Below are 11,971 nucleotides of genomic sequence, written 5' to 3' on the forward strand. Positions count from 1 at the left end.
CTACTGCTGTAGTCAGTAGTACGCTGACCGCGACACCCCCTCGGAAGGAAGCACGTGACAGAGGCGACGGCGCACCGCGTCAGACCGGCGGGCGATCCACTGCGCCGCGCGCTCGAACTGCTCGGGGATCAGTGGACGTTGCTGATCCTGCAGAGCCTTTTCCTGCGCTTCCGCCGCTACGAAGAACTCCGGCTACGGCTCGGGATCTCCCCCACCGCGCTGTCCGGGCGGCTGCGCGCGATGGTCGAGGCGGACGTGCTCGTCCGCACGCCGTACCGGGACGCGCGCCGCACCCGGCACGAGTACCGGCTCACCGAACGCGGCCTCGAACTGTGGCCGCTGCTGATCTCGATCTGGGCCTGGGAACGGGAATGGGTCGAGGGGCGACGTGCCGTGCTGCCGACGCTGATCCACCTCGACTGCGAACTGGCCACCTCGGCACCGCTCGGCTGCGCTTCCTGCGAACGGCGGGTCGACGCCCGCGACGTCCGCGCGCGTCGCCTCGACGACACCGGCGTCGTCGAAGCGACGGCGTCGAAACGCTTCCGCCGCAAGGACGCCGACTCCCTCGCGGGCGACCCGCTGATGTTCTTCCCGGACACCATGGAACTCCTCGGCGACCGGTGGTCGACCGGGCTCGTGGTGAGCGCGCTGCTCGGGGCACGGCACTTCTCGGAGTTCGAACGCGAACTCGGCATCGGGCCGAGCGTGCTTTCAGGACGGCTGTCGAAGCTCGTGGACCTCGGCGTGCTGCGGACCGGGACCGCGAAGACCCGCACCGACGCGCACGACTACCGGCTGACGGCGAAGGGGCTCGCGTTCTTCCCCGCGCTGGCCTTCATCGCCGAGTGGTCACGGGGTTTCGAGGTCCCTGGCCAGGAGCCGGACATCACGCTCGACCACGTGGACTGCGGCAACCGGCTGAAACCGATCCTGCTGTGCGACCACTGCTGGCGGCCGCTGCTGCGGAACCGGGTCCGGTTCGGCGGACCGGTCCAGCTGCCCACGCCGCCCAGGTGACGTAAATCGACTCGCCAAGCCGGTCGGTTCCTGACAGGGTGAGAACGTCACATGTCGTCACCTCGGAGGTAGCAATGACTGAACCGGCACCGTCCCCAGCGGATGGCGAAGAGGACGACACCAAGCGCAAGTTCCGCGAGGCCCTGGAGCGCAAGCAGGCACAGGCCCGCTCGGGCTCCGCGCACGAGAACGGCGGCGGGAAGAACCTGCACGCGCACGGTCCGGCCGCGAACAAGCGCACCTTCCGCCGCAAGAGCGGCTGAGGTCTCACGCCTGGACGGACATGCCGCGAAAGCCACTTTCGGGACGTCTGGTGTCCCGAAAGTGGCTTTCGCGGCATCCGGGCCCTGTGGCGGCGCGGAGCTGAGGTTGCGGACGTTGCGAAAGCCACTTTCGCAACGTTGAAGGTTGCGAAAGTGGCTTTCGCGACATCAGCCACCACGCGAAAGGTCCCCTTCCCCCGGCTGAGCCGAGGGAAGGGGACCTTCACGAACAACAGGACTACACCGGCTTCACCGGNGCGAAAGCCACTTTCGCAACGTTGAAGGTTGCGAAAGTGGCTTTCGCAACGCCCGGCCTCACAGGTCCGCGCCGTTCCGGGAGGCCGCACGGCAAAGGTCCCCTTCCTTGCGAATTTCGCAAGGAAGGGGACCTTTCCTGGCTTGTGGGGAGGGAGCGGCTACACGGTCAGGATCGACCGCAGCCCGCCGACCTCGGCCATCCGGCGCTCGGCCAGCCGGTCGGCGGCCGTCGACGGCGGCACGCCGTCGGCCTTGGCCAGCGCGAACACCTCCTTGGTGGTGTCGAAGATGGCCGTCGTCTTGCGCTTGGCGCGCGCGAAGTCGAAACCGTGCCGCTCGTCGTCGACCTGGATCACGCCACCGGCGTTGACCAGGTAGTCCGGCGCGAAGAGGATGCCGCGGTCGTCGAGCTGTTTGCCGACGCCCGGATGCGCGAGCTGGTTGTTGGCCGCGCCGCAGACGATCTTGGACCGGAGCAGCCCGACTGTCTCGTCGGTCAGCACCCCGCCCAGCGCGCACGGTGCGAAGACGTCGAGCTCGGTGCGGATCAGCGTGTCGAGGTCTTCGACGACCTCGACACCGGGGTACGCCGCGCGGGTGCGTTCGATCGCGGCGGGCGAGACGTCGGTGATGACCACCTGCGCGCCTGCCTCGATCAGATGACCCACCAGGATGTGCCCGACCTTGCCGACCCCGGCGACGCCGACCTTGCGGCCCGCGAGGTCCGGGACGCCCCAGACGGTGTCCGCGGCGGCACGCATGCCCTGGTAGGTACCGAAAGCGGTGAGCACAGAGGAGTCGCCGGCGCCGCCGTTCTCCGGCGAGCGGCCCGTGACGAACTCCGATTCGCGGGCGACGACGTCCATGTCCTGCACGTAGGTGCCCACGTCGCAGGCGGTGATGTAGCGGCCGCCCAGCGACTGGACGAACCGGCCGAAGGCGCGAAGCAGCGCTTCGGTCTTGTGCTTCTGGGGGTCGCCGATGATGACGGCTTTGCCGCCGCCGAGGTCGAGCCCGGCGAGCGCGTTCTTGTAGGCCATCCCCTTCGACAGCGCGAGGACGTCCGCGAGGGCCGCGTCCTCGGATTCGTAGGGGTAGAAGCGGGTCCCGCCGAGCGACGGCCCGAGCGCCGTCGAGTAGATCCCGATGATGGCCTTCAGGCCGGTGGCCTGGTCCTGGCAGAAGACGACCTGTTCATGGCCGGTTCCCTGGCCGAACACTTCGGTCACTGTGGTGACTCCTTGTCCTGGAGTGCACGCTGCTTGTGGCTCACGTGCGAAGTTCCTGCAACAAGGCACAGTCCCCGACGAAGGTCGTCCGGCGGCGACGGTGCCACATCGCAAACCTAGATCGCCCCGGTCCGTTCGCCAAGCCGGGGGCGAGCTGTCTCAGCCGCTGACGACCTCTTCGAGGACGCGGAGCGCGGAGTCGAGCTGCCGGTCGGACAGATACGGCGCCGGCCCGAACCTCAGGTACGCGCCTCGGCTGTCGGTCCGGACGCCGCGTTCGCCGAGGGCGGCCTGCAGGGCCCCGGCGTCGGCGCATTTCAGCGAAAGGAAGCCGCCGATCCGGTCCAGCGGCGTCTCCCGGTCACGGGTGATGACGTCCTCGGGCAGCCCCAGCTTGTCGAAGCCCTCGGCGAGGTAGCCCACCTGATGCCGCGAAACCTCCCGCAGGAACTCGGGCGTGAGCCCGTGCTCGGCGAAGAACCGGAAGACGCGGGCGCCCCGGTAGTGGCTCGTCGGGTCGTAGGTCGCTCCGGCGAACCTGTCCGATCCGGAGGCGTACACGGTCTGGCCGGGACGGCGCTCGTCCGCGAGCGCGCCGAACTCGGCGTACCAGCCGGTGACGACCGGCCGCAGTTCCTGCGCGTGCGCGGGCATCCGCAGGAAGCAGTTGCCCTCGCCGAGCTGGAGGTACTTGTAGCCGCCGCCGAGCACCCACGCGTTGGTGAGCCCGAGGTCGTGCAGCGAGAACGGGACGACGCCGAGCGCGTGGTAGGCGTCGACGACGAGGTTCACCGACTTCGCGAGGCAGACGTCGGCGAGATGCGCGAGGCCCGGCACGAGGCGGGAGGTCTCGAACAGCACGGCCGAGACGAGCACGGCGGCGGTGTCTTCGGTGACCTCGGCCGCGACGCGTTCAGCCAATGTGGCGACCGGCGCCGCAGGGACGCGGACCACCTCGACCCCTTCTTCGGCCAGCCTGCCGAGCTGACGGCGGAGCGTGTGGAACTCGCCGTCGGTGGTGACCAGCCGCGGACGGCGCGGCAGGTCCATCGCCGAGAGGAACCGGATCACCAGGTCGTGTGTGCTGGCGCCGAGCGCGATGTCGCCGTGCGGGTCACCGAGCAGCGCCCGGAACCCGGCCCGCATCTCGTCCGCCTTGGCGAAGGCCCGCTCCCACTTGGTGTCGACCTCTTCGGCGGCGTCGGCGAAGGCTTCGAGAACACCTTCGCGCGCGACGTCCGGCCAGGCCTGGTGCGAGTGCCCGGTGAACAGCATCCGGTCCGCCACACCGAACTCCGTGTAGTGCGCCGCGAGCGCGTTGGGGTCGCGGCGGAGATCGCCGAGGTTCGTCAAAGCCTGCTCCGCACAGCCCAGAGATCCGGGAACATCGGGGAGAAAAGCGTCGTACGCAGATAGTGCGCTCCCGACGAACCCCCCGTCCCGGTCTTGTCTCCAATGGTCCGCTCGACCATCTTCACGTGCCGATACCGCCACTCCTGCATCCCTTCGTCCAGATCGACCAGGTGCTCCGCCACGACGGACGGCCCGGTGTCGTCGCGGTAGACCCGCAACAGAACTTCTTGGAGCGCCGGAGAGGGTTCGAGTGGCTTGGTGACATCGCGCCCGGTCGGGACGTCGTACCCCTTCACCGCGAGGTAGGTGACGAAGGAGTCGAAGAGCGACGGCCGCGCCATCGCGTCCGAGATCTGGGCACGCTGGTCACCGCCTTCGGGGTAATGCGCGAACACCCGCTCGTCCCGGCGGCCGAGGACGGCCTCCAGAACACGGAACTGGGCCGACTGGAACCCGCTCGACGCGTCGAGTCGCGCACGGAAACTGGTGAACTGGCTCGGAGTCATCGTCTCGAGCACATCGATCTGCGCGACCACCACCTTGAAGATAGTCAGGATTCGCCTCAATGTGCGGACGGCGTGAGCGGTGTTACCCGCTTCGAGTTGCTCCTGCAGGTAAAGCGCCTCGTGGAGAACTTGTTTGAACCAAAGTTCATACACTTGGTGGATCACGATGAAGAGCAATTCATCGTGCTCGTCGGACCGGGGGTGCTGCGCGTCCAGCAATTCGTCCAGTGAAAGGTAGGACGTGTAACTCAATGCGGCCTGAGTGTCGTTCATTTTTCTGTCACCTCGTCGAAATGGCGTTGCGCCGCCGGGGCGAGCGCGTGATAGAGATCGTGGAACAGGTCGACCGCGGCCGCCCGGCTCGGCGGAGCGGGCACCAGCCCGACCGGGAGCTCCGGATCGAGTGACGGGAAGGCGCGGAACGTGTGCGTCAGCCAGGTCCGGACCCGGAACGCCTCGGCGTCGGACAGGTCTCCCGGATACCCGCCGAAATCCCGGACGAACGCGTCGTATCGCGCGGCGAGGCCGTCGAGGTTCCATGCCCGCGCGGCGAAGCGCCGGACGTCGAGGCCCGCCGACGGTTTCCCGAGCATCAGCCCGGCGTGTTCGGAGACGTCCAGCTCCTCCAGCAGGGCGAGCACTTCGGCCTCACGGTCGTGCGGGGCGATCCAGGTGCCGTCCTGGACGGGCCCGAAACCTAGGAAACGCAACCGCCGCACCAGCCGTTCCCTGGCTTGGCGGCGGCTTTCCGGGATGCTCTGCCACAGCACGGTCCACTCCCCGACCTCGCGTTCGCGCCTGCCGAGGGAGAAGATCCGGCGGTCGCCGTCCTCCAGGAGCGCGATCGTGCGGCGGGTCAGCGAGTAGTGGACGAGCCTGCCTGCCTTGTGCCGCGCGAGCAGGTCACGGCGGGCGAGCCTGGCCAGCGCGATCCGCGCGGCGCCGTCGGAGAAGCCGAGCTCGGCGAGCACGCCGACGAGGCCGCCGGACCAGACACGGCGGCTCTCACGCGGCGCCACGTAGGTGCCGAGCAGCGTCATCACCAGTTCCTGGGGACCTGGGTCGCCGTGGGGCACGGCCGGTTCGGGCATACGAGCAACTCTATACACCCCAGGCCGCTGCGGTGTAGCTTGACTCGGGTGACGTACTTCGCGGAGTTGAGCTCACCTCAGGTCGCCGCGCTCGCGTCCGACGAGCGCGTTCCCGTGCTGTTGCTGCCGGTGGGCGCCGTCGAGCCGCATGGACCGCACGCGCCGCTGGGCACCGATCCCCTGATCTCACGCGGGATGTGCGAACGCGCCGCCGCGCGGCTGGCGGGTGATCCCGGCGTCCGGGTGCTGATCCTGCCCGAGGTGCCGTACGGGGTGACGCGGTTCGCCGCCGGGTTCGCGGGCGGCATCTCGATCGGCGAAGAGACCCTGTACGCGCTGCTGACCGAGATCTGCGGCGCGCTCACCGAGCAGGGCCTCACGCGGATCCTGCTGGTCAACAACCATTTCGAGCCGGCGCATCTGGCGGTGCTGCGGCGCGTGGCCGAGGCGGCGGGCGTCGGCTTCGTCGACCTGGTCCGCCGCCGGTACGCCGAGCGGCTCACCGACGAGTTCCGCTCCGGCGAATGTCACGCCGGGCAGTACGAGACGTCGCTGGTGCTCGCCGACCGGCCCGACCTCGTCGACGCCGCCGTCCAGCGCGACCTGCCGCCGGTCCACGTCGACCTGGCGCGCGGCGATGCCGCGGACTTCGTCTCGGCCGGGATGACCGAGGCCTACTGCGGCACCCCCGCCCAGGCGAACGCGGATGAAGGCGAGAAGACCTTCTCGGCACTCACCGACATCCTGGTCGAAGCGATCCGAGAACTCGTATGACCTTCAATCTGGCGACTCATTTCGTCGACCGGCTCCCCGGCGAGCGGACGGCGTTGCTGTGCGGTGACGAGGAAGTCACCTACGCCGAGCTGGCGGCGCGGGTGAACCGGGCCGGCAACGTGCTGCGGGACTTGGGTGTCCGAAGTGGACAGCGGGTCCTGCTGGCGCTGAACGACGGCGTCGAGTTCGTGGCCGTCTGGTACGCGGCACAGAAGATCGGCGCGGTCACCGCCGAGGTCTATTCCTTCCTCCAGGCCAAGGATTACGCCTACTACCTGGCCTACACCGAGGCCGTCGTCGTCATCGCGGACAGCTCGACGCTGCCCGCGCTGCGGGAAGCCGGCGCGCGGAACCTGCTGGTCGTCGGCGATGTCGCGCTGGAGCCCGGCGAGCACTCGTTCGACTCGCTGGCCGCGTCGGCGTCGGCCGAACTGGAGGCCGCGCCGACCACGCTGGACGACGTCGCGATCTGGAAGTTCACCACCGGGAGCACCGGTTCCCCCAAGGCGTGCGTGCATCCGGCGCGCAGCGCGCTGGAAAGCTTCGACCGGTACGCGCTCGGCGTGCTCGGCCTCCGCGAGGACGACCGGGTGCTGGCCGTGCCGAAGCTGTTCTTCGGCTACGCGCGCGATCTGACCGCGTTGTTCCCGTTCGGCGTCGGCGCGTCCGGGATCGTGTTCCCGCAGCGCAGCACCGCCGACCTGCTGTTCTCCCTGATCGAACGCTATCGGCCGACGATCCTGGTCAACGTGCCGACCATGATGAGCGCGATGATCGCCCATCCGGCGGCGTCTACTGTGGACATGAGCTCGCTGCGGCTCTCGACGTCGGCGGGCGAGGCGCTGCCTTCGGAACTGCATCGCAAGTGGGACAACGTGTTCGGTGTCCCGGTGATCGACGGGATCGGCTCGTCGGAGGCGTACCACATCTATCTCTCCAACGTGCCCGGCGCGCAGCGGGTCGGCAGCCTCGGCCGCGAGGTACCCGGCTACACCGCTCGTGTCCTGGACGAGAGCGGCGATCCCTTACCGGATGGGGAGATCGGCACCCTGGAGGTGTCCGGGCCGACCATCGCCCGCGAGTACCACGGCGACGCGGAGAAGACCGCGCGGACGTTCCACGGCGACACGCTGCGCACGAGCGACCTGTTCAGCCGCGACAGCGACGGGTACTTCCACCACCACGGCCGCGCCGACGACCTGCTGAAGGTGTCGGGGGTGTTCGTCGCGCCGAGCGAGATCGAAGACTGTCTCATCGGCCATCCCGCGGTCGTCGACTGCGCGGTGCTGGGCGTGACGGTCGACGGCCTGGTCGTCCCGCGGGCGTGCGTCGTCCTGGCGGAGGGCGCTTCCGCGACGGCCGAGGAACTGAAGGACCACGCGCGCGCCCATCTGGCGAAGCACAAATACCCGCGTGAGGTGGTGTTCGTGACCGAACTCCCCCGCACCGCCAACGGAAAACTCGATCGGCGCGCGTTGCGCCGGGTGGAGGCAGAGTGAGCAGGATCGTCGTCGTCACCGGCGGGACCCGCGGGATCGGCGCGGCCATCGCCGCGCGGTTCCGGGCCGCCGGCGACAAGGTGCACGCGCCCGGCCGGGCCGACTGCGACGTCACCGACGAAGACGCCGTCGCGCGGTACTTCGACGGTCTCGGCCCGGTGGACGTGCTGGTGAACAACGCCGGGATCTCGGCGAGCGCCCCGCTGGCGAAGACGTCGCTGGAGCAGTGGCGCACGCAGATCGAGGTCAACGCGACCGGTGCTTTCCTGTGCACACGGGCGGTACTGCCCGGGATGCGGTCGCGCGACACCGGCCGGATCGTCACCGTCGCCTCGACGGCGTCGCATATCGGCTATCGCTACACGGCCGGGTACACCGCGTCGAAGCACGCCGCCGTCGGGCTGATGCGGGCGACCGCCGCGGAACTGGCGGGCACCGGCGTCACCGCGAACGCCGTCTGCCCGGCCTTCGTGCGCACGGACATGACCGCCGCCTCGGTCGCCCGGATCCAGGAACGGACCGGCCGCGACGAAGCCGATGCGGAGGCCGCCCTCGCCGCCGCGTCGCCGCTCGGCCGTCTGCTCGAACCCGACGAGGTCGCCCACGCGGTGACCTTCTTCGCGGCACCCGAAGCCGCCGCGATCAACGGACAGACACTCGTCCTCGATGGAGGTGGGATCCAGTCATGAGCCCGTTCCGCGCCACGCCGCCGATCACGACGGACTGGGAGCACTTCGCGTTCACCGTGGACGACGGCGTCGCCACGGTCACCCTGAACCGCCCCGACAAACTGAACGCGCTCACCTTCGACAGCTACGCGGACCTGCGTGACCTGCTCACCGAGCTGCCGCACCGCGGCGATGTCCGGGTGCTGGTCATCACCGGGCAGGGGCGTGGTTTCTGCTCCGGCGGCGACGTCGAAGAGATCATCGGCGAGTTGCAGAAAATGGAGTCCGCGGAACTGCTGGAGTTCACCCGGATGACCGGCGCGGTGGTGAAGGCGCTGCGGGAGTGCCCCATCCCGGTGATCGCCGCGGTGAACGGTGTCGCGGCGGGCGCGGGTTCGGTGATCGCGCTGGCAAGCGACTTCCGGCTGCTGGCGTCGTCGGCGAAGTTCGCCTTCCTGTTCACGAAGGTGGGCCTGGCCGGTGCGGACATGGGTTCGGCGTACTTGCTGCCGCGTCTGGTGGGCCTGGGCCGGGCGACCGAATTACTGATGCTGGGCGACAAGATCGACGCGGCTCGCGCGGAGGCGATCGGGCTGGCTTCCCAGGTCGTTCCCGACTCCGAGTTGGCTTCCGCCGCCTCTGCTTTGGCTCGGCGTCTGGCCGATGGGCCGGCGTTGGCGTACAGCACGACGAAAGTGCTGCTGACGCGTGAGCTGGACATGGATCTGGGGAGCTCCATCGAGTTGGAGGCGATCACGCAGGCTTTGCTGATGACGGCGAAGGACCACGGAGAGTTCTATGCGGCCTGGACGGCTGGGCGTTCGCCCCAATGGACCGGCCGCTGACCCCTTCCCCCTCCGCATTTAGTCGACTAATTGCGGGGGTCCCCCGGGGTCGCCGCATTTAGTCGACTAATTGCGGAGACGGAGCACCGGCCGCACCCAAGAGCCGTTCGGCCAGTACCCGGCACCGCTCCCCCAGCTCCGCCGGTTCGATCACCTCGAACGCGTGCCCCAGCACCACCACGTGCATCAGCAGGAAGTCGAGATCCCCGGCCCCGCTCAACACCTCGCACCGCGAACGTCCCCGCTCCCGCACCACCGCCGCCGACGCCGGGATCTGCGCCCGCACGACGGGAGCGGGCGCGTGCACCAGGAATCGCGCCTGGTGCCGGTACACCCGGCTCGCGATGTTCTCCTGCACGTAGGCCGCCGCGTCGGGTGCCGGGCGCGGGCGGAAACGCCACGATCGCGCGGAAACGCCGGTCATCTTGTCGACGCGGAAGGTGCGCCAGTCGTCGCGGTCGAGGTCGTAGGCGAGCAGGTACCAGCGCCGCCCCGAGGCCACCAGGCGATACGGCTCGACCCGGCGCGGAACGGAACCCGAAGACGGATACTCGAAGCCCACCTCGACCTCGTCGCGGCACGCGCGGGCCAGGGTCATGAGTAACTCTGGATCGATCGGCGCGCGGCTTCCGTCGAACGCGACCACCGAGCCGGACAGCGCGCTCACCTCGTGCCGCAGCCTGGTCGGCAGCACCCGGTCGAGTTTCGTCAGCGCCCGGAGCGCGGCCTCACCGCTGCCCGCGCCGGCGAGCAGCGACACCGCGGTGGCGATCGCCTCCTCGTCGTCCAGCAGCAGCGGCGGCATGTCGTGGCCGGGCCCGAGCTGGTAGCCGCCGCCGACGCCGTTGCTCGCCTGCACCGGATACCCGAGCGCGCGCAGGCGTTCGACGTCGCGCCGGATCGTGCGCGGGGTGACGCCGAGCCGTTCGCCGAGTTCCGGGCCGGTCCACACCGCGCGCTGCTGCAACAGGCCGAGCAGGGTGAGCACCCGCTCGGTCGTCCCGCGCTCGTCCTCCATGTCAGACACTGTGCCAGAGATAGCGGACCGATCCTGTCCGCTAGGCATGTCAGAGTGGTCCCATGAACCGCAAGAGCCGTGAATTCCAGGTCAGCTTCGACGCCCACGACCCGAAAGCCTTGTCGACCTTCTGGCGTGACGCCCTTGGCTACGTCCACCCCGGCCCTCCCGGTGTGGAGGTGCCCGAAGGCACCGACCCGCTGGATGCGTGGGCCGAGTTCCTCGAACGGGTCGGAGTGCCCGAGGATCAGCGCAACACCCGCTCCGCCCTCGAAGACCCGGACGGCGAAGGGCCGAGGATCTTCTTCCAGCAGGTCCCCGAGGACAAGATCGCGAAGAACCGCGTCCACCTCGACCTGCGCGCCGCTCCCGGGCTGGTGGGAGACGAACGCATGGCGGCGCTCGAAGCCGAGTGCGACCGCCTCGTCGCCCTGGGCGCGACGCGAGTGAAGCGCTTCGAGCCCGAGCAGCCGCTGAGCCTCGGCTTCATCGTGATGAACGACCCGGAGGGCAACGAATTCTGCTTAGACTGAGGTGACGGCGATCGCGTTGTCCTCCAGCGAGCCGAAGTAGAGGGTCCCGGCCCGCTCGCGGACACCGACGAGCACGTGGAACCCGTCGATCTCCCCGCGCAGTTCGTGGACCAGCTTCCCGTCCGGAGTCACGCCCCGCACCCCGCATTCCCGCGCGGGTGCGGGCTGCAGGGCCGTCGGCAGCGCCCGGACTCCGGCCCGCAGGGGCGCGGGGAGCTTCTGCACCAGGGAAAGAGCGGGCACCCTCGGACTCGCCACGGTGATCCAGATCAGCCCGTCGCTGCCGGTCGAGATGTTGTCGGGGTAGCCCCACAGGTCGTCGACGAGGTAGTCCCGCGTCCCCGCCTTGTCCCCGGTGAGCCACACGCGCGCGACCCGGTAGGCGCCGGTCTCGGCGACGGCCACATAGGACTCGTCGGGCGGCAGCGCGACGCCGTTGGCGAACTGGAAACCGTCCGCGAGCTGCTCGATCTTGCCGTCCGGCGTGCGGCGCAGGAGCCGCCCGCCGCCGGTCTGCTCGATCAGATCGTCGCGCCATTTCTCGATGCCGAAGCGGCGCGACGAGTCGGTGAAGTACACCGTGCCGTCGGAGGCGACGGCGGCGTTGTTGCAGAACACGAAATCGAGCCCCACCGCCGAAGTCGCCAGGGTGGTGACGGGGCCGCCCGCGAGCGGCATGGTGAGAAGACCGGCCTTGGCATCGCAGATCAGGAGGTCTTCGCCGTAGAACTCCAGCCCCAGCGGACGCCCGCCGGTGTCGCCGAGGACGTCGATCCGCCTGCCGTCCGGCGTGACGCGCAGGATCCGCCCGTCGTCGACGCCGGTGTAGATCCGCCCCTGGTCGTCGACCACGACGTCCTCGGGACCGTGCCCGTTGACCGGGATGACCGTGACCTCGCCGAACGCCATCGCGT

At 69.4% G+C, this 11,971-nt stretch carries 13 protein-coding genes; 7 read left to right on the forward strand and 6 right to left on the reverse strand.

Features of this window, described 5'->3' with window-relative positions; all coding sequences use genetic code 11:
* Positions 1 to 54: 54 nt before the first annotated feature.
* On the forward strand, positions 55 to 1,020 hold the full coding sequence (locus tag ACXIZN_RS23595; protein ID WP_457956936.1) for a winged helix-turn-helix transcriptional regulator: 966 nt from the start codon (positions 55 to 57) through the stop codon (positions 1,018 to 1,020).
* Positions 1,021 to 1,094: 74 nt separating this feature from the next.
* The gene (locus ACXIZN_RS23600) at positions 1,095 to 1,283 is read left to right on the forward strand and encodes a DUF5302 domain-containing protein (protein ID WP_005162443.1); all 189 of its coding nucleotides are present in this window, start codon (positions 1,095 to 1,097) and stop codon (positions 1,281 to 1,283) included.
* 416 nt (positions 1,284 to 1,699) lie between these two features.
* On the opposite strand, the gene ACXIZN_RS23605 is transcribed toward ACXIZN_RS23600, so the two are convergent.
* The 4 genes from ACXIZN_RS23605 to ACXIZN_RS23620 all read right to left on the reverse strand — a co-directional run bounded on the left by ACXIZN_RS23605 (position 1,700) and on the right by ACXIZN_RS23620 (position 5,720).
* On the reverse strand, positions 1,700 to 2,770 hold the full coding sequence (locus tag ACXIZN_RS23605) for a Glu/Leu/Phe/Val family dehydrogenase (RefSeq protein ID WP_457956937.1): 1,071 nt from the start codon (positions 2,768 to 2,770) through the stop codon (positions 1,700 to 1,702).
* 159 nt (positions 2,771 to 2,929) lie between these two features.
* Positions 2,930 to 4,123 carry a kynureninase gene (locus ACXIZN_RS23610; protein WP_457956938.1) on the reverse strand — a complete coding sequence of 398 codons (1,194 nt, stop codon included), beginning with the start codon at positions 4,121 to 4,123 and terminating at the stop codon, positions 2,930 to 2,932.
* Positions 4,120 to 4,902: a tryptophan 2,3-dioxygenase gene (locus tag ACXIZN_RS23615; RefSeq protein ID WP_257488557.1), complete on the reverse strand. Its 783-nt coding sequence runs from the start codon at positions 4,900 to 4,902 to the stop codon at positions 4,120 to 4,122. The genes ACXIZN_RS23610 and ACXIZN_RS23615 overlap by 4 nt, the downstream gene beginning before the upstream one ends.
* Positions 4,899 to 5,720 (reverse strand): PaaX family transcriptional regulator, encoded by an 822-nt coding sequence (locus tag ACXIZN_RS23620; RefSeq protein ID WP_457956939.1) that lies wholly within the window; start codon positions 5,718 to 5,720, stop codon positions 4,899 to 4,901. The genes ACXIZN_RS23615 and ACXIZN_RS23620 overlap by 4 nt, the downstream gene beginning before the upstream one ends.
* 48 nt (positions 5,721 to 5,768) lie before the next feature.
* Between ACXIZN_RS23620 and ACXIZN_RS23625 the strand changes: the two genes are divergently transcribed.
* Genes ACXIZN_RS23625 through ACXIZN_RS23640 form a run of 4 tightly spaced genes read left to right on the forward strand, consistent with a single transcriptional unit; the run spans position 5,769 to position 9,506 of the window.
* Positions 5,769 to 6,494: a creatininase family protein gene (locus ACXIZN_RS23625; protein ID WP_457956940.1), complete on the forward strand. Its 726-nt coding sequence runs from the start codon at positions 5,769 to 5,771 to the stop codon at positions 6,492 to 6,494.
* Positions 6,491 to 7,993, forward strand: a complete 1,503-nt coding sequence (locus ACXIZN_RS23630) for a benzoate-CoA ligase family protein (protein WP_457956941.1) — start codon at positions 6,491 to 6,493, stop codon at positions 7,991 to 7,993. Before ACXIZN_RS23625 ends, ACXIZN_RS23630 begins: the two co-directional genes overlap by 4 nt.
* On the forward strand, positions 7,990 to 8,682 hold the full coding sequence (locus ACXIZN_RS23635; protein WP_457956942.1) for an SDR family NAD(P)-dependent oxidoreductase: 693 nt from the start codon (positions 7,990 to 7,992) through the stop codon (positions 8,680 to 8,682). The genes ACXIZN_RS23630 and ACXIZN_RS23635 overlap by 4 nt, the downstream gene beginning before the upstream one ends.
* Positions 8,679 to 9,506: an enoyl-CoA hydratase family protein gene (locus ACXIZN_RS23640; protein WP_457956943.1), complete on the forward strand. Its 828-nt coding sequence runs from the start codon at positions 8,679 to 8,681 to the stop codon at positions 9,504 to 9,506. The genes ACXIZN_RS23635 and ACXIZN_RS23640 overlap by 4 nt, the downstream gene beginning before the upstream one ends.
* Positions 9,507 to 9,564: 58 nt before the next feature.
* Here the strand turns inward: ACXIZN_RS23640 and ACXIZN_RS23645 are convergent, their stop codons facing one another.
* Positions 9,565 to 10,524, reverse strand: a complete 960-nt coding sequence (locus ACXIZN_RS23645; RefSeq protein WP_457956944.1) for a helix-turn-helix transcriptional regulator — start codon at positions 10,522 to 10,524, stop codon at positions 9,565 to 9,567.
* 62 nt (positions 10,525 to 10,586) lie between these two features.
* On the opposite strand from ACXIZN_RS23645, the gene ACXIZN_RS23650 reads away from it, so the two are divergent.
* Positions 10,587 to 11,057: a VOC family protein gene (locus tag ACXIZN_RS23650; protein ID WP_457956945.1), complete on the forward strand. Its 471-nt coding sequence runs from the start codon at positions 10,587 to 10,589 to the stop codon at positions 11,055 to 11,057.
* Here ACXIZN_RS23650 and ACXIZN_RS23655 read toward each other — a convergent pair.
* Positions 11,049 to 11,966 carry an SMP-30/gluconolactonase/LRE family protein gene (locus ACXIZN_RS23655; protein WP_457956946.1) on the reverse strand — a complete coding sequence of 306 codons (918 nt, stop codon included), beginning with the start codon at positions 11,964 to 11,966 and terminating at the stop codon, positions 11,049 to 11,051. The genes ACXIZN_RS23650 and ACXIZN_RS23655 overlap by 9 nt on opposite strands.
* Between the last annotated feature and the right edge of the window lie 5 nt (positions 11,967 to 11,971).

The sequence above is a fragment of the Amycolatopsis sp. TRM77291 genome (genome assembly GCF_054166285.1).